The organism is Bradyrhizobium sp. YCK136, assembly GCF_044570075.1.
GTDB classification, from domain to species: Bacteria; Pseudomonadota; Alphaproteobacteria; order Rhizobiales; family Xanthobacteraceae; genus Bradyrhizobium; species Bradyrhizobium diazoefficiens.
In genome coordinates this window covers 3,051,441-3,076,847 of sequence record NZ_CP172424.1, presented here as the reverse complement: position 1 = coordinate 3,076,847, position 25,407 = coordinate 3,051,441, and the positions used below count along the sequence as shown (strand labels likewise).

At 64.6% G+C, this 25,407-nt stretch carries 23 protein-coding genes, 2 pseudogenes and 1 riboswitch; of the genes and pseudogenes, 7 read left to right on the top strand and 18 right to left on the bottom strand.

Going from position 1 to position 25,407, the window contains the following annotated elements; all coding sequences use genetic code 11:
- Positions 1-215: 215 nt before the first annotated feature.
- Positions 216-1,016, bottom strand: a complete 801-nt coding sequence (thiD, locus tag ACFLEY_RS14475; RefSeq protein ID WP_011088646.1) for a bifunctional hydroxymethylpyrimidine kinase/phosphomethylpyrimidine kinase — start codon at positions 1,014-1,016, stop codon at positions 216-218.
- A 310-nt stretch (positions 1,017-1,326) separates the two neighbouring features.
- Here thiD and ACFLEY_RS14470 point away from each other — a divergent pair, with 310 nt between their 5' ends.
- The 3 genes from ACFLEY_RS14470 to ACFLEY_RS14460 all read left to right on the top strand — a co-directional run bounded on the left by ACFLEY_RS14470 (position 1,327) and on the right by ACFLEY_RS14460 (position 4,796).
- A complete protein-coding gene (locus ACFLEY_RS14470) occupies positions 1,327-3,306 on the top strand; it encodes a PAS domain-containing sensor histidine kinase (RefSeq protein ID WP_244651813.1) in 1,980 nt (659 codons plus the stop codon).
- Positions 3,307-3,348: 42 nt separating this feature from the next.
- The gene (locus ACFLEY_RS14465) at positions 3,349-4,413 is read left to right on the top strand and encodes an IS630-like element ISRj1 family transposase (RefSeq protein ID WP_026192128.1); all 1,065 of its coding nucleotides are present in this window, start codon (positions 3,349-3,351) and stop codon (positions 4,411-4,413) included.
- A gap of 137 nt (positions 4,414-4,550) precedes the next feature.
- On the top strand, positions 4,551-4,796 hold the full coding sequence (locus tag ACFLEY_RS14460) for an Lrp/AsnC family transcriptional regulator (RefSeq protein ID WP_014493934.1): 246 nt from the start codon (positions 4,551-4,553) through the stop codon (positions 4,794-4,796).
- A 3-nt stretch (positions 4,797-4,799) separates the two neighbouring features.
- Here the strand turns inward: ACFLEY_RS14460 and ACFLEY_RS14455 are convergent, their stop codons facing one another.
- The gene (locus tag ACFLEY_RS14455; protein ID WP_060908233.1) at positions 4,800-5,723 is read right to left on the bottom strand and encodes a cytochrome c; all 924 of its coding nucleotides are present in this window, start codon (positions 5,721-5,723) and stop codon (positions 4,800-4,802) included.
- 154 nt (positions 5,724-5,877) lie between these two features.
- Here ACFLEY_RS14455 and ACFLEY_RS14450 point away from each other — a divergent pair, with 154 nt between their 5' ends.
- Complete coding sequence (locus tag ACFLEY_RS14450) at positions 5,878-6,297, top strand: CHRD domain-containing protein (protein WP_011088650.1); 420 nt, start codon at positions 5,878-5,880, stop codon at positions 6,295-6,297.
- 76 nt (positions 6,298-6,373) lie between these two features.
- On the opposite strand, the gene ACFLEY_RS14445 is transcribed toward ACFLEY_RS14450, so the two are convergent.
- Positions 6,374-6,625: a hypothetical protein gene (locus ACFLEY_RS14445; protein ID WP_171901080.1), complete on the bottom strand. Its 252-nt coding sequence runs from the start codon at positions 6,623-6,625 to the stop codon at positions 6,374-6,376.
- Here ACFLEY_RS14445 and ACFLEY_RS14440 point away from each other — a divergent pair.
- Positions 6,608-6,838, top strand: coding sequence for a VF_A0006 family four-cysteine protein (locus ACFLEY_RS14440; RefSeq protein WP_231166541.1), 231 nt, complete (start codon positions 6,608-6,610; stop codon positions 6,836-6,838). The genes ACFLEY_RS14445 and ACFLEY_RS14440 overlap by 18 nt on opposite strands.
- 9 nt (positions 6,839-6,847) lie before the next feature.
- Here ACFLEY_RS14440 and ACFLEY_RS14435 read toward each other — a convergent pair.
- The 12 genes and pseudogenes from ACFLEY_RS14435 to ACFLEY_RS14380 all read right to left on the bottom strand — a co-directional run bounded on the left by ACFLEY_RS14435 (position 6,848) and on the right by ACFLEY_RS14380 (position 20,628).
- Positions 6,848-8,129, bottom strand: a pseudogene (locus tag ACFLEY_RS14435) (cystathionine gamma-synthase family protein).
- Positions 8,130-8,277: 148 nt separating this feature from the next.
- The gene (glyA, locus tag ACFLEY_RS14430; protein ID WP_060908234.1) at positions 8,278-9,567 is read right to left on the bottom strand and encodes a serine hydroxymethyltransferase; all 1,290 of its coding nucleotides are present in this window, start codon (positions 9,565-9,567) and stop codon (positions 8,278-8,280) included.
- Positions 9,568-9,601: 34 nt separating this feature from the next.
- A riboswitch (ZMP/ZTP riboswitch) is annotated at positions 9,602-9,687 on the bottom strand.
- 196 nt (positions 9,688-9,883) lie between these two features.
- The gene (locus ACFLEY_RS14425) at positions 9,884-10,333 is read right to left on the bottom strand and encodes a cytochrome c (RefSeq protein WP_028173227.1); all 450 of its coding nucleotides are present in this window, start codon (positions 10,331-10,333) and stop codon (positions 9,884-9,886) included.
- 125 nt (positions 10,334-10,458) lie between these two features.
- Positions 10,459-12,768, bottom strand: coding sequence for a xanthine dehydrogenase family protein molybdopterin-binding subunit (locus ACFLEY_RS14420; RefSeq protein ID WP_060908235.1), 2,310 nt, complete (start codon positions 12,766-12,768; stop codon positions 10,459-10,461).
- Between the two features lie 229 nt (positions 12,769-12,997).
- Positions 12,998-13,207: a hypothetical protein gene (locus ACFLEY_RS14415; RefSeq protein ID WP_060908236.1), complete on the bottom strand. Its 210-nt coding sequence runs from the start codon at positions 13,205-13,207 to the stop codon at positions 12,998-13,000.
- Positions 13,208-13,217: 10 nt separating this feature from the next.
- A pseudogene (locus tag ACFLEY_RS14410) lies at positions 13,218-13,364 on the bottom strand (hypothetical protein); the annotation flags it as partial.
- A gap of 207 nt (positions 13,365-13,571) precedes the next feature.
- Positions 13,572-13,706, bottom strand: a complete 135-nt coding sequence (locus tag ACFLEY_RS14405; RefSeq protein WP_373565261.1) for a DUF1127 domain-containing protein — start codon at positions 13,704-13,706, stop codon at positions 13,572-13,574.
- A gap of 402 nt (positions 13,707-14,108) precedes the next feature.
- Entirely contained in the window at positions 14,109-15,638 is a 1,530-nt protein-coding gene (murJ, locus tag ACFLEY_RS14400) for a murein biosynthesis integral membrane protein MurJ (RefSeq protein ID WP_060908237.1), read from the bottom strand.
- A gap of 187 nt (positions 15,639-15,825) precedes the next feature.
- On the bottom strand, positions 15,826-16,977 hold the full coding sequence (locus ACFLEY_RS14395; protein ID WP_039185625.1) for a DegT/DnrJ/EryC1/StrS aminotransferase family protein: 1,152 nt from the start codon (positions 16,975-16,977) through the stop codon (positions 15,826-15,828).
- A gap of 51 nt (positions 16,978-17,028) precedes the next feature.
- The gene (locus tag ACFLEY_RS14390; RefSeq protein ID WP_028173222.1) at positions 17,029-18,033 is read right to left on the bottom strand and encodes a Gfo/Idh/MocA family protein; all 1,005 of its coding nucleotides are present in this window, start codon (positions 18,031-18,033) and stop codon (positions 17,029-17,031) included.
- A 185-nt stretch (positions 18,034-18,218) separates the two neighbouring features.
- The gene (locus tag ACFLEY_RS14385; protein ID WP_060912617.1) at positions 18,219-19,631 is read right to left on the bottom strand and encodes a mannose-1-phosphate guanylyltransferase/mannose-6-phosphate isomerase; all 1,413 of its coding nucleotides are present in this window, start codon (positions 19,629-19,631) and stop codon (positions 18,219-18,221) included.
- Between the two features lie 7 nt (positions 19,632-19,638).
- On the bottom strand, positions 19,639-20,628 hold the full coding sequence (locus tag ACFLEY_RS14380; protein ID WP_060908238.1) for an SDR family NAD(P)-dependent oxidoreductase: 990 nt from the start codon (positions 20,626-20,628) through the stop codon (positions 19,639-19,641).
- A gap of 220 nt (positions 20,629-20,848) precedes the next feature.
- Here ACFLEY_RS14380 and ACFLEY_RS14375 point away from each other — a divergent pair, with 220 nt between their 5' ends.
- The gene (locus ACFLEY_RS14375) at positions 20,849-21,808 is read left to right on the top strand and encodes a lysylphosphatidylglycerol synthase transmembrane domain-containing protein (RefSeq protein WP_060908239.1); all 960 of its coding nucleotides are present in this window, start codon (positions 20,849-20,851) and stop codon (positions 21,806-21,808) included.
- Positions 21,805-22,824: a glycosyltransferase family 4 protein gene (locus tag ACFLEY_RS14370; RefSeq protein WP_060908240.1), complete on the top strand. Its 1,020-nt coding sequence runs from the start codon at positions 21,805-21,807 to the stop codon at positions 22,822-22,824. The genes ACFLEY_RS14375 and ACFLEY_RS14370 overlap by 4 nt, the downstream gene beginning before the upstream one ends.
- Here ACFLEY_RS14370 and ACFLEY_RS14365 read toward each other — a convergent pair.
- The 3 genes from ACFLEY_RS14365 to ACFLEY_RS14355 form a co-directional block, all read right to left on the bottom strand.
- Positions 22,812-23,021, bottom strand: coding sequence for a hypothetical protein (locus ACFLEY_RS14365; RefSeq protein WP_244651815.1), 210 nt, complete (start codon positions 23,019-23,021; stop codon positions 22,812-22,814). The genes ACFLEY_RS14370 and ACFLEY_RS14365 overlap by 13 nt on opposite strands.
- Positions 23,022-23,140: 119 nt before the next feature.
- Positions 23,141-23,356: a hypothetical protein gene (locus tag ACFLEY_RS14360; RefSeq protein WP_396604671.1), complete on the bottom strand. Its 216-nt coding sequence runs from the start codon at positions 23,354-23,356 to the stop codon at positions 23,141-23,143.
- Positions 23,357-23,473: 117 nt separating this feature from the next.
- Positions 23,474-25,387 (bottom strand): nucleoside-diphosphate sugar epimerase/dehydratase, encoded by a 1,914-nt coding sequence (locus ACFLEY_RS14355; protein ID WP_060908241.1) that lies wholly within the window; start codon positions 25,385-25,387, stop codon positions 23,474-23,476.
- Positions 25,388-25,407: the final 20 nt, after the last annotated feature.

Here is a 25,407-nt window from a genome sequence, read left to right as displayed (position 1 = left end):
CGACAGCCTGTAACAATATCCCGTGACAGGGGGATGACCGATTGAACCTTTGAGGCACCCTCAGATACGAATCAAACCTCGCCTCGCCCTCCCCGCGAATATCAGTCGCATGCGACAATCAGGCGACACGAAGCGGCCATGGCTGTCCGCAAAAGCCCGGTCCCCGTCGCCTTGTTGGTTAACGGCCGGGGCCGGCGCGCAGCTCGAAGCCGGCGTCAGTAAAATTTGTGAAAATGATGGATCGGCCCGTGGCCGTGGCCGACGCCGAAGCGGTCGGCAGCGGCAATCGCGGCGCTGATCCAGGCCTTGGCGTTGCGCACCGCCTGCTCGAGAGTCTCGCCCTTGGCGAGACCCGCCGCCACGGCGGAGGACAGCGAACAGCCGGTGCCATGGGTGTTTTTGGTCGCGACGCGGGGCGCGGCGAGCGCGATCGTGCTTTCGGACGTGACGAGATAGTCGATGCTCTCGGCGCCCTCGCCGTGTCCGCCCTTGATCAGGACCGCACGGCAGCCGAGCGCCAGCAGCCGGCGCCCCTGGCCTTCGATCCCGGCCTCGCTGGCCGCGGCGGGCTCGCCGAGGAGAGCTGCCGCCTCCGGCAGGTTCGGCGTGATCACCGAGGCCAGCGGCATCAGTCGCATGCGCAGGGCTTCCACGGCTTCGGACGCCAGCAGGCGGTCGCCCGATGTCGCGACCATCACGGGATCGAGCACCACATGGCGCGGCTTCCAGTGTGCCAGCGCGGCTGCGATCGCATCGATGCTGGCGGCCTGGGCCACCATGCCGATCTTCACCGCGCCGACGTCGAGATCGGAGAACACCGCATCGATCTGCGCGGTGACGAAATCAGCCGGCACCGCATGAATGCCGGTGACGCCGCGCGTGTTCTGCGCCGTCAGCGCCGTGATCGCGGAGGCGCCGTAGACGCCGAGCGCCGCGAAGGTCTTCAGATCCGCCTGGATGCCGGCGCCGCCGCTTGAATCGGAACCTGCAATGGTGAGAGCCACGGGCGTCGTCATCGCCGGATACATTGGTTTGAGAGGGACACCGCCATGCCTTGTCCTAGCGTGCCGCGGATGCGCCAGCAAGCCGGGCCGGCCGCGGGCGCCGCGACGAGCTAACCTATGCCGGTCCGGCCCTGGCGAATCAGCCGGATAAAGGCCCGGCCAGCCTTGTCGTCCCGCGAGTGTGCAGATCCCGCGAAATATGCCCTCGGCATCGCCCGGCCTTGGCGCCCATCCCGGTGAGTGAGACGTTTATTGGCGGATTCGTCCAGCGATGCCATGTTGCGGGCCGGCCCCGGCCGCAATCCTCTCGGGAAGCAATCACATGTTGGCCTACCTCGAACGTATCCTCGACTCCTCGATGCTCTCCCCGCACGGCATCTGCCTGCTCTGGGAGCCCGAGCTGATATGGCTGCATGTCGTTTCGGATGCCTGCATTGCGCTTGCGTATTTCTCGATCCCGTTTGCACTCGCGATCCTCGTCACCAAGCGGCGCGACCTCGAATTCGGGTGGGTCTTCTGGGCGTTCGCCGTCTTCATCATGGCCTGCGGCCTGACGCATGTGCTGTCGATCTACACGCTCTGGGTGCCCGTCTACGGCGTCGAGGGCATCGTCAAGGCGCTCACCGCCGTGGCGTCGGTCATCACCGCGGGAGCGCTCTGGCCGCTTCTGCCGAAGATCCTGACCATCCCCTCGCCGTTCGAGCTCCGGCAGGTCCAGGCCGCGCTCGAGGAGGAGGAGAGCAAGAACCGGGATGCGGCCCAGCTCCTCGGCCAGGTTCGTGAAGCCCAGCGCGCGCTGCGCGAGAGCATGACACGCCTCACCGCCGTGGTCGAGACCGCGGTCGACGGCGTCATCCTGTTCGACGCGCAAGCCCGCATTCTCCTGTTCAATCCCGCCTGCGAACGGTTGTTCGGCTATCGCGCCGACGAGGTCATGAATCTCGACATCGGTATGCTGATGTCCAATGAGGAGAGGCCCTCATCCACGGGTCATACGCTGCGCATCGCAACCGGGGAAGCCGCCGGTGTGCGCAAGGACGGATCGACCTTTCCGATGGATCTGTCGGTGGGCCAGGCGTGGCAGGACGGCGAGCTGATCTACGTCGGCATCGTCCACGACCTGACCACGCGCAAGCTGACCGAGCAGCAGCTCCAGCAGGCGCAGAAGATGGAGACGGTCGGCCAGCTCTCCGGCGGCATCGCGCACGACTTCAACAATCTCCTCACCGTCATCATCGGCAACGCGGAGTTTCTCAGCGAACAGCTCAGGGCCCGTCCCGACCTCAGGCGTTTCGCCGACGACATCTGCCAGTCGGGCGAACGCGGCGCGGAGCTGACGCAGCGGCTGCTGGCGTTCAGCCGGCGCCAATTGCTGCAACCCCGCGCGATCGAGTGCCGCGAGCTCTTGACCTCCATGCACAAGCTGCTCAAGCGCACCTTGCGCGAAAACATCGAGATCACGACGGCATTCGGCGCCGGCTCCATCCTCGCCTTCGCCGACCGCGCCCAGCTCGAATCCGCCGTGCTCAATCTCGCGCTCAACGCGCAGGACGCCATGCCGGCGGGCGGGCATCTCACCCTCAGCACCGAGCTCACCGCGATCGACGAGCACTATCGCGTCCAGCATCCGGAGGTGGAGTCCGGCAGCTACGCCCTGATCTCGATCACCGATGACGGCGAGGGCATGACGCCTGACGTCATCGAGCGCGCCTTCGAGCCGTTCTTCACCACCAAGGAGGTCGGCAAGGGCTCGGGCCTCGGCCTCAGCATGGTCTACGGCTTCGCCAAGCAATCAGGCGGACACGTCTCGATCTACAGCGAGCCGGGCCTCGGCACGACGGTCCGCATCTACCTGCCGCATGCCGGCGGCGAGCAGTCGCTCGCCGACATCGAGGCGCGCGAGGAGGCAGCGCCCCGGGGCCACGAAACGATCCTGGTCGCCGAGGACGATCCGTTCGTCCGCTCCTCCGTCACGCTGCGCGTGGAGGCGCTGGGATATCGCGTGGTCGCGGCCGTCAACGGCAAGGAGGCCTTGCAGCAGCTTCGCACCAACCCGGCCATCGACCTGTTGTTCACCGACATCGTGATGCCCGGCGGAATGAGCGGCTGGGAGCTCGCCGACCAGGCCCGGCGCATCCGGCCCGGACTCCCGGTCGTGTTCTCCTCCGGCTATGCCCTGGAGACGCTGGTCGAGCAGGGCCGCGCGCACGCGCAATCGATCGTCCTGACCAAGCCCTATCGCAATGCCGAGCTGGCCCGGCGGCTGAGGGAGGCGTTTGCCGGCGCGCCCCTGCCCTCCTAGTACCCACTTTTCTTGGAACGTGAGTCGTGATTCAAGGTCGGGATGATACCCGAAGCAAGAGAAGTCCACCTTTCGAGGAAAGATCGCAAGGTGCTTGAGGCGTGCTGTCGCTCACCGGTGACGTTGCAGCGCGATTTGAAGCGGGCGCGGATAGTTCTGTTGGCGGCGGATGGGCGCAGCACCCGGTCGATCGCCAAGGAAGTTGGGGTCCAGCCGCGGATTGTCAGCCTTTGGCGGCATCGCTATGCCGACCATGGCCTTGAAGGGCTGCAAGACAAGCCGCGGCCTGGCAAGCAGCCGATCTATACGAAGACGACCGACAAGCGGATTCTGAAGCTGCTGGATAAGCCGCCACCGCAAGGGTTTGCGCGCTGGACCGGCCCCCTGCTGGCCGAGGCGCTGGGCGATGTCGATGTCCAATATGTCTGGCGGTTCCTGCGCAGCCACAAGATTGACCTGGTGGCTCGCAAGTCCTGGTGCGAGAGCAACGACCCGAACTTTACGGCCAAAGCCGCCGATGTTGTCGGCCTCTATGTCGCGCCGCCGGCGAAGGCCATTGTGCTGTGCGTGGACGAGAAGCCCTCGATCCAGGCTTTGGAGCGAGCGCAGGGTTATCTGAAGTTGCCCAATGGCCGCGCCTTGACCGGCCAAAGCCACGATTACAAGCGGCATGGCACCACAACATTGTTTGCGGCGCTCGAAGTCGCCACCGGAAAGATCATCGCGACCCATTCAAAACGCCGGCGCCGCGTCGAGTTTCTCGATTTCATGAACAGCGTCACCGCGGCTTTTCCGAACCGCAAGCTTCACGTCATCCTCGACAACCTCAACACCCATAAAAAGAACGAGGACTGGCTCAAGGCCCACCCCAACGTGCAATTTCATTTCACGCCGACAAGTGCGTCATGGCTCAATCAGGTCGAAGTATGGTTTTCCATCTTGCAGGGGCAGTCGCTCAGCGGCACCTCCTTCACGAGCCTCAAGCAGCTTCAGGAACACATCGATGCCTACGTCAACGCATACAACGACAGAGCCGAGCCCTTCGTCTGGACCAAGAAAAAGGTCCGTCAACGCCGTTTCAAAGGCCGCCGTATCACTCAGCTCTGATTCCGGGTACTAGAGGGCCTTGTAGAGGGGCTTGGCCAGGACCAATCCTTCGGGCAGCCGCGAGGCGGCAAGTTCGCTTGCCAGGCCCCCCCGGTTTTGGCCTATTAGCCGCCAGATATGCCTTCGGAGTGACTGCAATGGTTCCCTTTTTCGTCCAGATCAAATGCAAGCTCGGCCAGTCCTATACGGTCGCCAATGCGCTCGCCGAAGCCGAGATCGCCTCCGAGATCTACTCCACGGCCGGCCATTACGACCTGCTGGTGAAGTTCTACGTCGACAAGGACACCGACATCGGCCACTTCATCAACGAAAAGGTGCAGGTGCTGCCCGGCATCCAGGACACGCTCACCATCATCACCTTCAAGGCGTTCGGCGCGAGCTAGCCTCTAACCAGCATCCTTGCGTTTCGGGCGCGGCGGTCCATCGACCGGCGGCAGCGACTTGAGGTAATCCGCCATCGCCGCAATGTCCTCATCCGACAATTGCGAGGTGTTCTTGATCACGCGCGCCATCGCGCCGCCGGCGCTGTCGCCCTCGGGCAATTCGCCGGTCTTCAGGAAATTGGCGACATCCTTCACGCTCCATTCGCCAATGCCCTTTTGCGTGATGTTCGGCACCCACCCCTCGCCTTCCGGATTGGGCCCGCCGGCGAAACGCTGCGCGGTGATGATGCCGCCGAGCAGATTGCGCGGGCTGTGACACTCCGCGCAATGGCCGAAGCCGTTGACGAGATAGGCGCCGCGATTCCATTGCGGCGAGTGCGTCGCGTCCGCGACGAACGGCCCGCTCTGCATGAACAGCAATTTCCAGATGCCGACATTGCGGCGGATGTTGAAGGGAAACGGCAGGTCATGGTCGCGCACCCTGCCGGACACCGGCGGCAGCGTCTTCAGATAGGCGAAGAGATCGCGAACGTCCTCCACCTTCGCCAGATGATAGGACGTGTAGGGAAATGCCGGGAAGTAGTGCTGGCCCTCGGGCGACACGCCGCGCATCACGGCGCTGACGAATTCGGTCTCGCTCCAGCGCCCGATGCCGTCGGCGGCATCGGGGGAAATGTTGGGCACGTAGAACGTGCCGAATGGCGAGCCGAGCGCCAGGCCCCCGCCGAGCCGCAAGCGGTCGGGCTGGTTGGGCACGGCATGGCAGGAGGAGCATCCGCCGGCATTGAAGATCTCCTGCCCGTTGGCAAGATCCGGCGCCCGGGATGGCAACGGCACGGCCGATGCGGCCGGCGCCGTCAGCCACCAATAGACGCCGAAGCCTGCAACGGCAGCGATCAGCATGACAAGAATTGTTCGTCGCAGCATCGAGGTATCCCATGGAGATCGGCCGAACTTACGGATTCGCCGGTGGCCGCTCCAGCCACGAATAATTTAGATGGTTTGAGCTTGATCCGGGAATAAACTCCTGCGCGCACTGTTTGCAAGTTGACCGCAATCAGACGTCAACAGGGAGAGACCCATGAACAAAGCAATTTTTGCCACGCTGGCACTCGGAGCTGCCGTCGCGTTCGCCGCCCCGGCCAGCGCGGAGAAACTGAAGGCGACGCTGGACGGCAAGTCCGAGGTGCCCGCCACCACCACCAGCGGCACCGGAACGGCCGATCTCGACTATGACGCCGCCAGCAAGAAGCTCTCCTGGAAGGTGACCTATTCCGGCCTCTCCGGCCCCGCCACCGCCGCTCATTTCCACGGGCCCGCCGAGGCCGGCAAGAACGCCGGCGTAGCGATCGCGATCCCGAATGCGACGTCGAGCCCGGTCGAGGGCTCTGCGACGCTGACCGACGCGCAGGCCGCCGATCTGCTGGCCGGCAAGCTCTACGTCAACATCCACACGGCGGCGAACCCGGGCGGCGAGATCCGCGGCCAGGTGACGAAGTAAGCGAAAACGCGGCTTCGTCGCGGAAAGGCCGGACGCAAGGAGGGAGCGTCCGGCCTTTTCGATTCGGGCGAGGACCTTAACGTGCGGGAATGTCCGAACCTCGTGCCTTGCCAGCCTCGCGCGTTCCGCCGTAAACTTCGGCCTCACCAATTTCCAGAGTGGCACCGTGCGGCTCGTTTCCAGCGTTCTCGATCGGCCCGGCGACGCCGGCATCAGAAGATCGGCGCGCGCGCCGTGGCACGTTGTGCCAGGCCTCGTCGCCGCCGGAGCGTTTCTTTGCTTCTTCGGACCGGTGCTCGCGCAGAGCGACATGGAAAAGCAAGCTCAATGCGAGCTGTCCGCAATCCGCGATACACGATCGCCCCTTGCCGTGCAGTACATCCGCTCCGCCTGCAACTGGCTCGTCGTCAACGGCGATTCCCTGTTGAACGCATCCAGCAAGGGCTATTACGTCTGCCTCGTGCGGCAGCTCTCGGGCGCGCAGAGCAACGAGGCTGCCGCGGCGATCATGTCGGCATGCCGCGCGTCCAATCCGCTTTGATCCCCCCGCTCAAGCCGCGTTCAGCGCCTGCGCGAGGTCCGCGATCAGATCCGACGGGTTCTCGATGCCGATCGACAGCCGGATCGTGGAATCGAGCACGCCGATCTTCTGGCGGATGTCGGCGGGAACGCCGGAATGGGTCATCGTCGCCGGCAGGCTGGCCAGCGACTCCGTGCCGCCGAGGCTCACCGCCAGCTTGAGGATTTGCAGCGCGTTGAGGAATTTGACCGCGGCCTCCTTGCCGCCGGCGATGTCGAACGAGAACGTCGATCCCGCCCCCAGGCACTGCCTCGCGAACACACGCCCCGCTGGCGATGCCTCCTCGTGATGACCGAGATAGTGGACCTTGGCCACCTTGGGATGATCGCGCAAATAAGCCGCCACGAGGCGCGCATTCGCATCGGCTTTTTCCATGCGCAGGCTCAGCGTCTCGAGCGAGCGGTTGATCATCCAGCAGGAATGCGGATCGAGCTGGGTGCCGATGGCTCCGCGCAGCGACTTGATGCCCTTCATGATCGCCTTCGCGCCGAGCGGCGCCCGCGATCAGGTCGGAGTGACCGCCGACATATTTGGTCAGCGAGTACAGCGAAAGGTCCGCGCCATGCTCGATCGGCCGCTGAAACACCGGCCCGAGCAGCGTATTGTCGCAGGCGATGATCGGCGTATGCCCCTGGGTCTTTCCGATCGCGTCGGCGATGCGGCGGATCATCGCGACGTCGACGAGGCCATTGGTCGGGTTGGCCGGGGTCTCGATCAGGATCATCGAAACCCGGCCCTTGCCCATCGCCTCCTCCGAGGCCTGCTTGACCGCCGCCTCGTCGATGCCGTCGGCAAAGCCGACAGCGCCGATCGACAGGCGCGCAAGCGTGTTGGTCAGCAGGGTTTCCGTCCCGCCATAGAGCGGCTGGGAGTGCAGGATGACGTCGCCGGGGCGCACGAAGGCGAGGATCGTGGTTGCGATGGCCGCCATGCCGGAGGAGAACAGCGCGCAGCTCTCGGTGCGCTCATAGACCGCGAGCCTGTCCTCGACGATTTCGCTGTTGGGGTGGTTGAAGCGCGAATAGACCAGGCCCGCGCCCATCCCCTCCGGCGGCTCGCGCCGGCCGGCGACGTAGTCGAAGAAGTCCTGCCCGTCTTCGGCGGTCTTGAACACGAAGGTCGAGGTCAGGAACACCGGCGGCTTGATGGCGCCTTCCGACAGTTGCGGATCATAGCCATAGGTCAGCATCAGCGTTTCCGGATGCAGCATATGGTTGCCGATGTGGGTCTTCGACGGAAAGGGTTTTACCATGGCCAGTCTCGCTGTTGACTAGGATCCGCGCCGCGCGTTGGAACTCCAAACATCGTGAGGCAATCGGGAGCGAGATGCGCCGGCATCCAGCAGGTCGAATCAACGCCGCGGCGGCTCGACCGAAGATAACCACTCTGAGAACGATCCGTCAGGCCTTCGGAACAGAATTTGCTCCGGACACCACGCCCGGAACAGGAAAAGCCCGGCACATCTCGACGCACTCTGACCTGAGGCGCGCGACGACCACATCGTTGCCGTTCGCCTGCAGAGCCGCCGCAATGAACTCGCCGATACGACGCATTTCGGGCTCTCCCATGCCACGCGTGGTCGCCGCCGGTGTCCCAAGGCGAATACCGCTCGGCCTGAGCGGCGGGCGCGGATCGTCCGGAATCACTTGCTTGTTCGTGGTGATGGCTATGGCATCAAGCACATCCTCGGCGGCCCGCCCGTCCATTCCGACGGACGCTGCCGTATCGACGACCATCATGTGATTGTCCGTCCCGTCCGTGACCAGCTTCATCCCGCGCTCCATCAGCGCGCCGGCAAGAACCTTCGCGTTGCGCAAGACCTGCCGCGCGTAGACCTGGAAATCCGGGGTCGCCGCCTTCTTGAGCGTCACGGCAATCCCGGCCACGACGTTCATGTGAGGTCCGCCCTGCAAACCGGGAAATACGGAAGCATCGATCCGACCGGCATTTTCTTTCCGGCATAGGATGATCCCGCCCCGGGGGCCGCGCAGTGTCTTGTGGGATGTCGTCGTCATGACGTCGAAGCCGGCATCAATCGGATTGCGCATGACATTCGCGGCAACCAATCCGCCATAGTGGCTCACGTCAGCCATCGTGAGCGCGCCAACTTCGTCGGCAATACTCTTGAATGCCGCATAGTCCAGGTCGCGCGGATAGGAGCTGTAGCCGCACAACACCATCTTCGGACGCGCTTCACGCGCAATCGCGCGCAATTCGTCGAAATCTATCGCGCCGCCGTTTGACGGGTCCGTCTTGTAGCGAATGAAGTTGAACAAACGCCCCATATGGGACACCGGCGCGCCGTGGGTGAGATGACCGCCATGGGACAGGTCCATGGCGAGAATGGTGTCGCCGGGCTCCAACAGGCCGAGATAGACGGCCTGATTCATCGGCGATCCGGAAAGAGGCTGAACGTTGGCGTGCTCGGCACGAAAAAGCGAGCAAGCCCGCTCGCGTGCGAGGCGCTCGATTTCGTCCGTATACTGCTGGCCGCCGTAGTATCGGCGTCCCGGATATCCCTCGGAATATTTATTGGTGAAGACCGATCCGAGCAGCTCAAGCACCTCCGGGTAGGTGTAATTCTCGGACGGAATCAGCTCGACGCCGTCCTGTTGGCGGCGCTCTTCCCCCACAAGGGCAGCGGCGATCTCTTGATCGTTGATGGACAGTTCGTTGCGAAATGACGGCATGCTCGGGCTCCTCAACACGCTGTTTTTCCAGCAGATTGGTTGCCCAGGCGATCGGCGTCGGAACCCTTCGCGCTTCACCGTGGTCGATTCCACGTTAGCTCGCCAGTCGCGCGATAGGACGAATGAGCACGGAGGCTCTTCGTGAAGTACAACCTAGCTGACCTGCGCACCTGCCGCAACTACCAGGTCCGGCAGGCCGTGCTGATTGAAGCAACGCTCGGAGCCGCATGAGCGAAGCGACATGCGGGGTCGCCTTCCCCGGATATCGCTGCGCTCATCCGGGCTACGAGGTCGAGCGTGGAAAAAATTCAGGTGGCTACTTCAACTTCAGCCGATACGTCTCGTGGCAGTCGGTGCAACGATCGTTGATCGCGGTATAGGCGGCCTTGAGGCTCGCGACGTCGGTGATCTTGCCCTTGACCTGCGCGATCGCCTTCTGCACCGGCGGGATCTTGGAGTCGAAATCGGCCTTGTTCTTCCAGACCTTCGGCGAGGCCCCATAGGTCGCGTTCACCACGTCCTGCTTGGGATTGACTTCGAAGGTCTTGGCGATCTTGGCGACGTCGGTCTCGAGATTGGCGATCGCCTCGTCGGCGGCCTTCTGGTCGTAGGGGATATCGCCCTTGGTCATCTTCAGGATGACCGTATAGAGGCTCTTGGCCTGCGAGCGCATCAGATTATCCTGTTGAACCGCGACCTCCTGCTGCGCCATCACGGCGCCCGCGCCCAATAGCAGGGTCGTCACGACAATCATCGTCCGTTTCATTGGTTAGTTTCTCCGACTCGCAGATGCCTTGGGATTGGACCCTCCACCCGCTTCACGGGAGTCGCGATCCATCCATGGATAGAACCCCGCGCGGGGCGTTTATTCCCGCGCGGCAGGATTGTGGCTTACAGGCTGTGACGGCGACGGTGCTCGCTGATGGCGATCCACACCCGTTCCGGGGTCGCCGGCATGTCGATGTGGTCGATCTTGTACTCGCGCCAGAGCCCGTCGACGATGGCGTTGACGACGGCCGGACAGGAGCCGATCGCGCCGGCCTCGCCCGCCCCCTTCACGCCCATGGGATTGGTCTTGCATGGAACGTTGGCGGTCTCGAACACGAAGTCCGGACCATCAGCCGCCCGCGGCAGCGCGTAGTCCATGAAGGTCGCGGTGATCAGCTGGCCGTCACCGGCGCCGTAGACCACCTGCTCCATCAAGGCCTGGCCGATGCCCTGCATGGCGCCGCCATGCACTTGGCCAGCGAGCAGCAGCGGGTTGAGCGTCTTGCCGAAATCGTCGACGATCACGTAGTGGACGATCTTGATGATGCCGGTCGCCGGATCGATCTCGACCTCCGCGACATGGGTGCCGTTGGGATAGGTGCCGTCGGCGCTGGCGAAGGTGGCGCTGCCGTTCAGCTTCGACGGATCGGCGCCCGGCCGCTTGGCGAGATCGGCGAACGAGATCGAACGGTCGGTACCGGCGATGCGCAACACGCCCTCCGATATCTCGAGGTCGCCGGCGCTGGCTTCCAGCGCCTGCGCCGCGATCTCCTTCAGCTTTTGCCCGAGCTCGCGCGTGGCGCGCTCGACGCTGACGCCGCCTGACGGGATCGAAGCCGAGCCGCCGGTGCCGAGACCGGTCGCGATCTCGTCGGTATCGCCCTGACGGACGTGGACGCGCTCCGGCGCCACGCCGAACTGCTCGGCGACGATCTGCGCATAGGCGGTCTGGTGCCCCTGTCCGCTCGACTGCGTGCCGATCAGGACAGTGACGTCGCCATTGGGATCGAGGCGGACGTTGGCCGTCTCCTCACCCATCACGCCGCAAATCTCGACATAGCTCGCAAGGCCGATGCCGCGAATGAGCCCCTGCTTCTTGGCCGCCTTGGCGCGCTTGGGAAACTCCTTCCACTCGGCGATTTCCATGGCGCGCTTCAGATGCGCGGCGAAGTCGCCGGAATCATAGACCTTGCCCGTGGCCGTCTTGTACGGCAGCGCCTTTGGCTGGATGAAGTTCTTGCGGCGGATGGCGTCCGGCGTCATGTCGAGCTTGCGGGCGCAGGCATCGACGAGGCGCTCGATGACATAGGCCGCCTCGGGCCGGCCCGCGCCGCGATAGGCGTCGACCGGCACGCTGTGGGTGAAGATGGTGCGCACCCGGCAGTGGAAGGCCTGGATGTCGTAGAGGCCCGGCAGCATGCCGGCGCCGCCATGCGGGATATAGGGCCCGAAGGTCGACAGATACGCGCCCATGTCGCCCATCAAGTCGCAATCCATGGCGAGGAACTTGCCGTCTTCAGTCAGCGCCATCTTCGCGGTCGTGACGTTGTCGCGACCCTGCGCGTCGCCCATGAAATGCTCGGAGCGGTCGGCCGCCCATTTCACCGCCTTCTTCAGCTTGCGCGCCGCGACCGCCATCAGGGCGTATTCGCGGTACGGAAACAGTTTTGTGCCGAAGCCGCCGCCGACGTCGGGGCAGATCACCCGCATCTTCTCGGTCGGGATGTTCAGCACGTTCTGGCAGAGAATGTCGCGCAGGCGATGGCTGCCCTGGCTGCCGACCGTCAGCGTCAGATGGTCGCGCTTGGCGTCATATTCGCAGACCGCCGCGCGCGTCTCCATGAAGTTCGCGACCACGCGCGGATTGACGATGGCGATCTCGGCGACCGCATGCGCCTTGGCAAAGGCGGCTTCGGTCGCGGCCTTGTCGCCGATCGAAACGTCGAACAGCACGTTGCCGGCCTTGTCCGGCCAGACCTGCGGCGCGCCCTTCTTCACGGCGTTGACGACGCCGGTCACCGCCGGCAGAGGCGACCATTTGACCTCGATCGCCTCGATCGCGTCGCGAGCCTGGTCGATGGTCTCGGCGACCACGAAGGCGATGGAATCGCCGACATGGCGCACCTCGTCCTTGGCCAGGATCGGGTAAGGCGGGCCGGTGAAGGGATCGGTCTCGAGGTTGAACAGGCAGGGCAGATTGCCGAGATCCCCAACGTCGTCGGCGGTCAGGATCAGCGCGACGCCGGGAAGCCCGCGGGCGCGGCTCGCATCGATGGTGTATTTGGCATGCGCATGCGGCGAGCGCAGCATCAAGCAGCGGAGCGCGGCCTGCGGCGCGTAATCGTCGGTATAGCGGCCCTTGCCGCGGATGAGCGCGTCATCCTCCTTGCGCAGCACACTTTGGCCAACGCCGAACTTGATGGGAGCAGCCATTTTTTATCCCGTTCTCATGGTTGTTTTGCCGGCATATTGCCGTGGAAAAAGTGGCAAGGCAAATGGGTTTGGGCGTGAACGTTGATCGCAGGCCGGGAAAAGCACCGTTCATCCGTCAACGGAATTTGCTTGGAAAGGCTGAAGTCCGCTCATTTCCCGTGGGTCCTAGGATTCGGCGCTCCGCCGCTGCGCCCGGTTTCCAGCCCAACCAGGCCACGCCAAATCGAATTCAGCGGATGAATTTCTTCATCATAAGGTACTGGTCGTACGTGATATCCCCGATGCGGATGGCGCCAGGATCGGTGCCGTAGACTTCGAACCCATTCCGCTTGTAGGTCTTGATTGCAGCGGTTGCTGTTAACAAGACGGCAAGATGCACCTGTTCGACACGTGCCTCGGCATGGGGCAAGAATCTCTTTGATGAGCCGATCTCCGACACCTTTCCCTTGATCGTCTTCTCTTACATAGACCGTGAAGATTTGACCCCGGTGCTGCGATCTCTTGTAGGGTGAGACATGGAGGCCCGCGATGCCGATCAAGCTCCCGGATTCAAACGCGCCAAGAATAGTGCCACTGAGCCAGTGGCGATAAGCCATCAGCATCGCTTCACCGCCTTCGTCCTCTTCAGGAGAACCAAACGTTTGAGGGTACTTCTGAAGCGCCTTTCGCGAAAGAGATCCAGATCATCGACAGTCAATCGCCGGACTTCTACGTCCGCCTGAGCAACAGCAACATGTGACGTCATGATCGCCACCTTTCTATTGTAATGGCGCGGGATCGCATAAGCAGAGATTTATGGTCAGTTACATCACACCACGGCCCCACAGGCCCGTCGTGCCATCTCTAAGCCTGTCTATTGCGCGTTCTGGCGTGAGGTAGTCGATCTCGCCACGTGTCAAGCCGATATCCATCAATTCCCTGTCACTCAGGTCCTGCAAGGAGACGCGCGGGCTCTGACGCCGATCCCGAAATGCAAGCCAATATCGCTTGCAAGCTCAAGACGGTGGAGAGGTCGAGGCGAAGCCGCGCAGCATCACCCCCCGTCTCGGAGGTGATGTTAGTCTGTTGCGGTGGCATGGGACGCTCCTGCTGTTGTGCCGGCAGGGAGCGTGGCCAAACAAAAGGCCCCGTCCGATGCCGGCGGGGCCTGGTGGAAAGATGTCGTCGTCGAATTCCTAGCGCGCGACTCCTCCCACGGCCCAGCCGAAGCGGGTCACGTGCATCGAGTTGATATTGCGCACTGATTTGATCATGAGGCGACCGTACCACAGCAATCGTGCAAAATCAAGGGATGTGCGGAGGTCACTTACACCCTGGAGACGAGTGCTACGCTCCGGCGCCTAGCCGCGCACCAGCGCGATCAGCCAGCGGCGGCCGAACAGAACGAGGATCGCGAGCGCATAGACGATCGTGCCCCCGACGGCCAGCAGGACCAGAGCCAATTCGTCCCGGAAGGCGTGCACGGAGGCAAGAGCGGCCGGGCTGAAGCGCGCAATCAGCAAGAAGGCCGCAGCGAGGATCAATCCGGTCAGCAGGAACTTCGCGAGCGACAGTAGCCAGGCGCGGTCCGGCACGAGGAAGCCTCGGCGTACCGCGAAGAACAGCACCAGCAAGAGATTGGTCCAGACGCCGACGGCGGTCGCCAGCGCGAGGCCGATCTGGGCCAGCGATCCCATCAGGGCCACCTTCAACGCAACATTGACGGCGATGCCGGTCAGAGAGGCGCGCACCGGCGTTGCGGTGTCCTTGCGGGCATAGAAGGTCGCGACCGCGCTGCGGATCAGCACGAAGGGGATCAAGCCGATGGCATAGGCGGCGAGCGTGGCGCCGGCGGCGGCGGCATCCGCCTTGGAGAACGCGCCGCGGGCGAACAGTGCGCGCATGATCGCATCGGGCACGGTGATGAAGGCCGCGACGAACGGGATCGAGAACAGCAGCGTGAAGTCGAACGCGCGGCGTTGCGCCTTCATCGCGCCGTCATGGTCGTTCGCGGTGATGCGCCGCGACATCTCCGGCAGCAGCACCGTGCCGATGGCGATGCCGATGACGCCGATCGGGAGCTGGTTGAGGCGGTCGGCATAATACAGCGCCGACAGCGCGCCCGCGGGCAGGAAGGTCGCGATGATGGTGTCGGCAAACAGCGCGACCTGCGTGCCCATCGAGCCCAGAGTCGCCGGCCCCAGCGCCTTGAAGAAGCCGCGAACGTCTTCGTCGAGCTTCAAGGGCGCAAAGCGCGGCAGGCCGCCATGGCGGGCGAGATCGCCGGCGAGCAGGAAATATTGCAGGAAGCCCGAGATCAGGACGCCCCAGGCCGCGGCGTGGCCCGCGGTCGGAAACCAGACGGCAACTGCCAGCGTCATCATCATCGCGACGTTGAGGAAGATCGACGCGGCCGCGGCGCTGGCAAAGCGCTGCATCACGTTGAGCATGCCGCCATAGAGCGTCACCAGCGTGATCAGCAGCAGATAGGGAAAGGTGATCCGGGTCAGCTCGATCGCAAGCTTGCGCTGCTCGGCATCCTCACTGAAGCCGGGCGCCAAAATGCTCATGGCCTGCGGCATGAACAGCCAGGCGGCGATGAGCAGCACGACTTGCGAAGCCAAGAGCAGCGTGAAGATGCGGTCGGCGAACAATTTGGCCGCCCCCTCCCCGCGCTCGCCATGGACATGCGCATAGGCCGGCACCCAGGCGGCGTTGAACGCGCCCTCGGCGAAGATCGCGCGGAAATGGTTCGGCAACCGCAGCGCCACGAAAAAGGCGTCGGCCACCGGGCCGGCGCCGAGGATCGCCGCGAGCATGATGTCGCGGGCAAATCCCGTCAGCCGCGAAAGCAGCGTGTAACCACCGACCGTGAAGATGCGTCCGAGCATGCGTCTGTTTTAGAGCATGGCGAGATCAGGTCTAGGTGCAAACCGCGAGGACGGTCTGCTCCCTCCCCCGCTCGCGGGGGAGGGTTGGGGAGAGGGTGTCTCAACAAGAAAGACTCCCCCAGAGGAGAGAACCCTCACCCGGCGCTTCGCGCCGACCTCTCCCGCGAGCGGGAGAGGTGAACCAAGATCAACCCGCAATCGCCCCGCGCACGGCGGCGATGATTCGCTCCTGATCGGCTTCGGTCAGGTAGGCGTGCATCGGCAGGCTGATGACGTCCTGCGACAGGCTCTCGCAACCCGGCAACCCGCCCTCGGCGACCGGATACTGCTTGTAGGCGGTCTGCTGATGCATCGACTTGCCGTAATAGATCGCGGTCGGCACGCCCTGGGCCTTCAGCGCCGCGGCAAAGCCGTCACGGTCGGTCCCCTCGGGCAGGCGGATGGTGTACTGCGCCCAGACCGAGGTGTTACCGGGGCTAAGGCGCGGCACGGTGACCACGTTGCTGAGCCCGCGCTCATAGCGTTCGGCAACCCGGTTGCGGGCAGCGATCTCGTCGTCAAAAATCTTCAGCTTCTCGATCAGGACCGCAGCCTGCATGGTGTCGAGCCGGCCGGTGAGGCCAAGACGGACGTTGTCGTATTTGTCGACGCCCTGCCCGTGCACGCGGATGCTGCGCAGCGTCGCCGCGAGTTCGTCGTCATCGGTGAAGATCGCGCCGCCATCGCCAAAGCAGCCGAGCGGTTTTGCCGGGAAGAAGCTGGTGGCGGTAGCAAGCGCCAGGGTGCCGAGCTTGCGGCCCTTGTAGCTCGCGCCAAACCCCTGGGCGGCGTCGTCGAGCACGAACAGGCCTTCGGCCTTTGCGATCTCGGCGATGGCGTCGTGATCGGCGGGCTGGCCGAACAGGTCGACCGGAATGACCGCTGCCGGCTTGAGGCCGGCCTTGCGGGCGGACGCGATGCCGCGCTTGAGCGATTCCGGGCTCATGTTGAAGGTCGCCTCGTCCACGTCGACATAGACCGGCGTCGCGCCGGTCCGCGCCACCGGCGAGGCGGTCGCGATGAAGGTGAAGGACGGACACAGCACGGCATCGCCGGGCCCGACATTCTTCGCCATCATCACCATCAGGATCGCGTCGGTGCCGCTGGCGCAGCCGATGACGTGCTTGGCGCCGCAATAGGCCGCGAGCTGCTTCTCGAGCTCGGCGACCTCAGGGCCGTTGACGAACTGGCAATGGTCGAGCACGCGCTTGACGGCCGCATCGAGCGAGGCGCCGAGCCGGCGGCGCTGCGAGCCGACGTCGATGAAGGGAATGGGTTCGGACCGCAGATGCTGGTTCATGGCGCCTTGCTGATTGTCTTGCGAAGTTTGGGAAGCCGACATGGATGGAGATCAGCCGGCGACGCGGCGCGGACCCTTGCGGGCGGGCGACGTCGCGGCGGGACGCGACGGCGTCTCCAGGCACTGCGTGGCGATCTCGAGGCTGGCAACGCCCTCATCGCCCGTGACCGCCGGCGTCTCGCCGTGGCGTACGGCCTTGAGGAACGCGATCAGCTCGGCGCGCAGCGGCTCGTCATGGCCGACAGGCAGATGCCGCATCGAGTAGCTGCCGTCGGGCTTGAAGCCAAAGCACTCGGTGACCTGGCGCGTCAACAGATCGCCCATCACGTATTTGCCGCGGGTCGCGACCGTGACGCTGCGTGCCTTGAACGGCGTCAGCCAGTTGGTGTTGATGTGGGCGAGCACGCCGTTGGCGGTGCGGAACTGGAGCAGCGCGATGTCCTCGCGCTCGGCGACCGCGCTCGACAATTGCGGCTGCACCTCAACGATGTCGGATTCGGTGAACCAGCGGATCAGGTCGATGTCGTGCACGGCGAGGTCGATGACGACGCCGACATTGGACATGCGCGGCGGGAATGGACCGACGCGGGTGATCGCGATCGAGAGGATGTCCTCACCCGCGATCGCCTGCTTGACCGCGGCGACCGCCGGATTGAAGCGCTCGACATGGCCGACCATCAGCGTGACGCCAGCCTTTTGCGCGGCGGCGACGATCTCACGGCCTTCGGCGACCGTGGAGGCGATCGGCTTCTCGACCAGCACGTGGATGTTCTTGGCGATGCAGGCGAGCGCGACCTCGTGATGCAGATGGGTGGGCGCTGCGATGGTGACGGCATCGACGCCGGCGGCCAGGAGCTGGTCGAGCGTCTCGAAGCCCTGGCAGTTGGCAAGCTCGGTGGTGCGCGTCAGGTGCGTCGGCGAGGGATCGACCACGCCGACGAGGGTGACGCCGGGAAGACCCGCGAGCACGCGCGCATGGTTGCTGCCCATCACGCCCGCGCCGACGACACCGACGCGCAAGCCTGCTTTGGCAGGTGCTGACCCTTTGGAACTCATCTGAGCAAACCCCGATTCAACCGCAAATCCCCGGGCCGCTTCTAGCACGGGCGCCACATTTGTGGCGAATGCAGAGCTTCCGGCCCGGACACGATTTGATTCAAAAAGTTACACGTTCTCCGGGCCTTAAGCCGCTGAAAGATACTGCTCTTTCGGCCCGGGTCGCGTGATTCGGAGCCTGCTGGTTACGACCTTTGATAGTCGTCTTCAATCCGGATGATGTCGTCTTCCCCGAGATAGCTGCCGGTCTGGACCTCGATGAGTTCCAGCATGATTTTACCGGGATTCTCCATCCGGTGCACGGCGCCCATCGGGATGTAGATCGACTCGTTCTCGTGCACCGTCTTCACGGTCTCGTTGACGGTGACCCGCGCCGCGCCGCGAACCACGATCCAGTGCTCGGCACGGTGATGGTGCTTCTGCAGCGACAGCCGCCCGCCGGGCTTGACCACGATGCGCTTGACCTGGTGACGCTCGCCATTGTCCACCGACTGGTAGCTGCCCCAGGGCCGATGCACCTTGAGATGCTCCTCGGTGACCTTCGGCGCGACCGCCTTGAGCTTGGTCACCAGGCGCTTCAGGCCGTTGGCATCCTTCTGGCGCGAGACCAGGACCGCATCGGCGGTCGCGACCACGACGAGATCGTCGACGCCTTCGAGCGCGACCAGCGCGGAATCGGTGGTGACGTTGCAGTTGCGCGAATCCTCGAACACGGCGGCGCCGTGCGCGGCGTTGCCCTGCGCGTCCTTCTCCGACAATTCCCAAACCGCGTGCCAGGAGCCGACGTCGGACCAGCCGCAGGACACCGGCACGACGGCCGCGCGCGAGGTCTTCTCCATCACCGCGTAGTCGATCGAGATCGCCTTCGCCGAACCGAACGCCTCGGGCTCCAGCGTCACGAAGCCGAGATCGCGGCCGGCGTTGGTGACCGCATTGGAGACCGCCTCCACGCTCGCCGCATCGACCTTGCGGTATTCGTCGAGCAGGACGGTCGCCGGGAACATGAAGTTGCCGCTGTTCCACAGGTAGCCCGAATTGACGTAGTCGGCCGCCTTCACCGCGTCCGGCTTCTCGACGAAGCGCGCGATTGCGTGCACCTCACCGGAGATCACCTCGCCCATGCTGATATAGCCGTATTCGGTCGCCGGCCGCTCCGGCTTGACGCCGAAGGTGACGATGCGCCCGGCGCTCGCGGCGGTGAGGCCTTCGCGGCAGGCCGCGACGAAGGCGGCCTTGTCCTGCACCACGTGGTCGGCGGCGAGCGCGAGCACGATCGCTTCACTGGCGCGGTTCTGCGCGAACACCGCGCCCGCGGCAATCGCAGGGCCGGAGTCGCGGCGCATCGGCTCGAGGATCACGTCGGCCTCGATGCCGATCTCGGCGAGCTGCTCCAGCACCATGAAGCGATAGGACGCATTGGTGATGACGATCGGACGATCGAACAGCGAGGCGTCCGAGACGCGCAGCAGCGTGTCCTGGAAGGTCGAGCGCGAACCGAACAGCGGCAGGAACTGCTTGGGGCGCACCTCGCGCGAGGCCGGCCACAGCCGCGTGCCGGCACCGCCGCACATGATCAGGGGGATAATGCGTTTGTCCATCGTCATCTCAAACCTTGAAGTAGTCCCGATACCAGGTGACAAAATTACGAACCCCGTGCTCGATCGGCGTTGACGGTGCAAAGCCGGTGTCGCGCATCAGGTCCTCGACATCCGCGAACGTTTCCAAAACGTCTCCCGGCTGCATCGGCAGCAATTCTTTGATCGCCGTCCGACCCAGCTCCTGCTCCAGAAGTCCGACGACATGCATCAGCTCCTCGGGGCGGTGGTTGCCGACATTGTAGACCTTAGACGGCGCATTTGCGGCAGCCGGGTCATCGGCGGGCACCCGATCGATCAGCTTGGACACGACACGGGTTACGTCGTCAATATAGGTGAAGTCGCGTCGCATCCTGCCATGGTTAAAGAGCCGGATCGGCGTCCCCGCCATGATCGCGTTCACGAACAGAAACATGGCCATATCGGGCCGTCCCCACGGGCCGTATATGGTAAAGAATCGCAAGGCCGTGACCGGCAGCCGGTAGAGATGGCTGTAGGACTGCGCCATCACTTCGTTCGCCTTTTTGGTCGCGGCGTAAAAGCTTACCGGATGATCGGTCCGGTCCTGCACGGCAAATGGCAGTCTTGTGTTGGCGCCGTAAACGGAGGATGACGAGGCGTAGACCAGATGACGACAGCCGTTGTTGCGGCAGCCCTCCAGTACGTTGAGAAAGCCCTGGAGATTGGAATCGGCGTAAGCCTGCGGATGCTCGATCGAGTAGCGCACGCCGGCCTGGGCGGCCAGATGCACGACCTTGGCAAACCCGTGTTGTCCAAACAACGCCGCAATGGTCTCGCGGTCGGCCAGATCGGCCTTGACGAACGAGAAGCGGGAATCGCTGCGCAACAGCTCGAGCCGCGCCTGCTTCAGCGCCGGGTCGTAATAGCTGTTGAGATTGTCGAGCCCGATCACGGGCCGACCTTCGGCGAGCAGCTGCCGGGCGACGTGAAAGCCGATGAAGCCGGCGGCACCCGTGACCAAAATCGCCTGATCCATCATCCTGTTCCCAAGGGATCCCTAGCTCGATCGCCTGCGGCGCTTCTTTAGCCGCCGCATCGAGGGGGTCGCAATAGCCCCGCCGCCCGCCATGACGGGTCGGGATAACCGCGCATGATAACCGCTATTGCAAGATCGGCGCCAAGACCATACCAAAGCGGCCTAATTCGGCGCCTCGCGTCGGGTTGCCTCAAATCTTCGCAAACCCTGTCATGCGGGCGAGATGCGCCGAATCCTGCTGTCGACGGCCAAGATCCTGATTTCCGCAGCGCTGCTCTACCTGGCGCTGCGCAAGGTCGATCTGTCCGAACTTTTGTCGCGCTTCACCGTAACCAGCCTGTTCTGGATCGGCATCGCGATCGCCGTCACGTTCCTGCAAATCTTCGTCGGCGTGCTGCGCTGGCGTCAGATCAGCGCCGAATGCGGTGCGCCGCTCGAGCTCGGCCGGTCCATGCGCTACAACGTGATCGGATCCTTCTTCAACCAGACCCTGCCATCCGCGATCGGCGGCGATGCGGTCCGGCTGTGGCTGGTCGCGCGCGCCGGCGCCGGATGGCGTGCGGCCACCTACTCCATCTTCGTCGATCGCGCGATCGGCCTCGTCGCGCTCGCGATCCTCATCGTCGCGAGCCTGCCGTGGAGCTATACCCTCATCACCGATCCGCACGGACGCTCGGCCCTGCTGCTCGTCGACCTTGCCGCGCTCGCGGGTGGCCTCGGCTTCCTGGTCTTCGGCGCGCTGAAGTGGAAATGGCTGAAGACGTGGTGGGCCACCCATCACATCCACGCCTGCGCGGTGATCGCGAACCGCGTGATCTTCAGCCGCAGGCGCGGGCCGATCGTTGCGATCCTGTCGCTGACCGTGCATGGGCTCGCCGCCGTCGTCGCCTGGTGCGTCGTGCAGTCGATCGCCGCTCCGGTCCGCTTCAGCGACGTCTTCCTGCTCGTGCCGCCGGTGATGCTGATCACGATGATGCCGATCTCGATCGCCGGCTGGGGCCTGCGTGAAGCCACGATGGGCCTGGCGTTCGGCTTCGCGGGACTTGCCGCAAGCGAGGGCGTCAACGTCTCGCTGCTGTTCGGCGCCGTGTATTTCATCGTCGGCGCGATCGGCGGCCTGGTCTGGATCCTCAGCGCGGAGAAGGCCGCGCAAGGGTCGGCTCCGATCGGAGTGCCGGAGTGAACCCCGCCGCCGACGCGCTCGCCGCCGTACCCTCGCTGCTTGCCGTTGCGATCGCCGCGCTGGTGTCGGCCATCATCATCTGGACCAGCCGTCCCCTGCTCCAGCGCTACGCACTGGCGCGGCCCAACGCGCGGTCCTCGCATCGCGTTCCGACCCCGCAGGGCGCGGGCATCGCGGTGATTGCCGCGACGTTGCTGGTCGCATCGGCCTGGGCGGCCTGGGCAAACGTCGCGATCCCGCCGTCACTGATCGCTGCGACGGTCGTGATCACCCTGGTGGGATTCGCCGACGACATCGTCTCGCTGCCGGTGCTGGTTCGGCTCCTGCTGCAAGCCGCCGCCGTCGGAGCCGTCGTGTTCACCGCGCCCGAAACGGCGCGCATCGTCCCGGCGCTGCCGCTCGCGCTGGAGCGCGGCCTCCTCCTGCTCGCCGGAATCTGGTTCGTGAACCTCGTCAATTTCATGGACGGGCTCGACCTGATGACGGTCGTGGAAGTGGTGCCGATCACCGCGGCGCTGCTGCTGCTGGGATGGCTCGGCGACCTGTCCTGGCCGGCCGCCCTGCTCGCCACCACCCTGTGCGGCGCCACGCTCGGCTTTGCGCCGTTCAATCGTCCCGTCGCCAAGGTGTTTCTCGGCGATGTCGGTAGCCTGCCGATCGGCCTTCTGCTCGGCTGGTGCCTGCTGGAGCTCGCCTGGCACGGGCAGCCGGCCGCGGCGCTGCTGCTGCCGGCCTATTACCTCGCGGATGCCACCATCACGCTGTTTCGCCGCATCGTCCGCCGCGAACAATTCTGGTCGGCGCACCGCTCGCACTTTTACCAGCGCGCGACCGACCATGGCTTCAAGGTCCGGCGAGTGGTCGGCGAGGTGTTCGCGCTCAATCTCGTGCTGGCACTGCTGGCGATCCTCACCGTTCGCGCCGGTTCGATCACGGTCACGATCGCCTGCCTGCTCGCAGGCGCGATCGCCGTCGGCTTCGTCCTGCGGCGCTTCTCCCACCCTCAGGCGTCCTGAGCCGACAGCGCGAGCTGCAAGCCCCCGTCGAGGGAGACCTGCGGCTCCCAGCCGGACAAGTTCTGCACGGCCGGGAAGGCGCGGTGATTGCGAATCGCGGCAAAGGGCAGCCGCAGTTCCAGGCTCACCGCGCGCGTTAGCAGCGCGAAATTGCCCTTGGCGTCTGCGCCATAGATCAGCGGCGGCCTGATTCCCAAGATCTCATGTCGTTGGCGCGCTAGCGTCCTCAAGCCCGCCTCGGCGTGGCCTTGGACATGCCGTAGAGGCCGCGCGGCGTCACAATGTCTTCTCGCTGAATGGGGTGCAGCCGTCATTGCTACGGCCGTGCACGAGCACCGTGCTGATGAAGATGAACTGGCGGACGCCGGCCATCGCCGCGCAGCGAGTCGGGTGCAGCGTGCCGGCAATGTTGATGTTGCGGATAGAGCTGGACCGAGTGCTTCTCCCGCTTGTGATGCACGTGCGCGGCGACTGCGTCGACGCCTTCGAGTGCGGTCTGCCAATGGGTTTCAGGACCGGTCGATTTGATCACGACCTCGTCGACGCTCCCCTTCCGGGCTGAGCACGGCACGGCGGACCGACCAGCCCTCGCGCGCTAGCGCCGCGGTTGTGCTAAGGTAAGGCGGCAACAATGCTGCCAACTATATGGTCAGGCAGCGGTGGACCCGAATTCCGGAACTGCATCCTTCAGGATGGTCCTGATGGTGGCGCGATCGTCGCGCGCGATCGCCTGCTCGAGCGCCGCAATCCACTTACGCAGCGTCTGCATCGGCGGCTCGTTCGGCTGCGCGGCCATGATGCCGGCGACGCCGATCTCGCGGGTCGGCTCCTCGGAGGCGAACAGGATCTCGTGCAGGCGCTCGCCGGGCCGCATGCCCGTGAATACGATCTCGATGTCGTAGCCGGGTTGGAGGCCGGAGAGACGGATCATGCGCTCGGCGAGATCGACGATCTTCACCGGCTGACCCATGTTGAGCACGTAGACCGAGACGTCCGAACGCTGCGTTCCGAACGCGTGCGCCGCCGCCGTAATGACGAGATCGCAGGCCTCGCGGATGGTCATGAAGTAGCGGACCATGTCGGGATGCGTCACCGTCACGGGGCCGCCGGCCTCGATCTGGGCCTTGAACTTCGGCACCACTGACCCGTTCGACGCGAGCACATTGCCGAACCGGACCGAGATAAGCCGCATCGGCGGCTTGGCGCCGCCGCTGCCTGCGGCGAGATCATGGTCGAGCGCCTGGCAGTACATCTCGGCGAAGCGCTTGGTCAGGCCGAGCATCGACACCGGCTCGATCGCCTTGTCGGTCGAGATCATCACCATGGCTTCGGCGCCGGCGTTGTGCGCGGCGTCGGCAACGTTGATCGAGCCGAAGATGTTGGTCTTGACGCCCTCGCTCCAGTCGCGCTCCAGGATCGGCACGTGCTTGAGCGCTGCGGCGTGAAACACGATGTCCGGCTTGAACTCGGCCATCAGGCGCATGATGCGCTCGCGGTCGCGGATGTCGGCTATGCGCCCTTCGATCGCGGCAGCCGAGCCCTGCACGGCCAGCGCCTCCGTCACCGCGTAGAGCGCCGGCTCGGAATTTTCAACGATCAGGAGGCGCGCGGCGCCGAACGCGACGACGCGCTCGCAGATCTCGGAACCGATCGACCCGCCGCCGCCGGTGACGATCACTGCCTTGCCCCTGATCAGGGCTTCGAGCCGCGCATAGTCGATTGTCTCGCTCGGCCGCAGCAGCAGGTCCTCGACCGCGACGGCGGTGAGGCGCGGCGTATCGCCGCTCTCCAGCGACGGCATGCGGTTGACGATCACCCCTAACTTGCGCGCCCGCATCAGGATCGATTCCGGGTGCGCCTCCGGCTCGAACGCCGACGGCATCATGACGAGGCGCGCAATTGCCTTGTTGCGCTTGGCAAAGTCGCCGATGACGTCCTCGATATCATCGATGCCGCCCAGCACCGGAACGTTGCGGATGAGCTGCCCGCGATCCGAGCTTGACGGCGACAGCATGCCGACCGGCCAGATCCGCTTGATCGCTCCGCTCTCGATGCCGCGGAGCAGCACCTCGGCATCCGCAGCGCGGCCGATCAGCAGCGTCGGCGCGGTATCCTGGGTCCTCGCGTGGCGCCGCACCCGCGTATAGCGGAAGTAGCGGTAAGTCACGCGCAACGCGCTGAGGAAGGAGATCTCAAGGAACCAGTAGAGGACGATCGTCACCTTGCCGAGGAAGAAGGCACCGCGCACATTGGGGGCGACGAAGATGTAGTCGAGCACCAGGAGGGCAACCGTCAGCACGCTCGCGACGCGGATGATGTTCAGCGCGTCAGGCAGCGAGATGAAGCGCCATTTCGTCGTGGTCAGGTTGAAGACGAAGAAGACGACCACGCTGAAGGCGAGGAAGTAGGGCAGGATCTGGAGCAGCAGCGGCAGGCGGTCGTAGAAGCCATCGCCGCCCTCGAAGCGCAGGTAGAATGCTGCGAACAGCGCCGCGGTGGTCGCCAGCAGGTCGTGGAGCGCGATCAGGAAATTGCGCAAGGTGAGATGCGAAAGACGCGTCATCCGCCGACCGATGAATATCC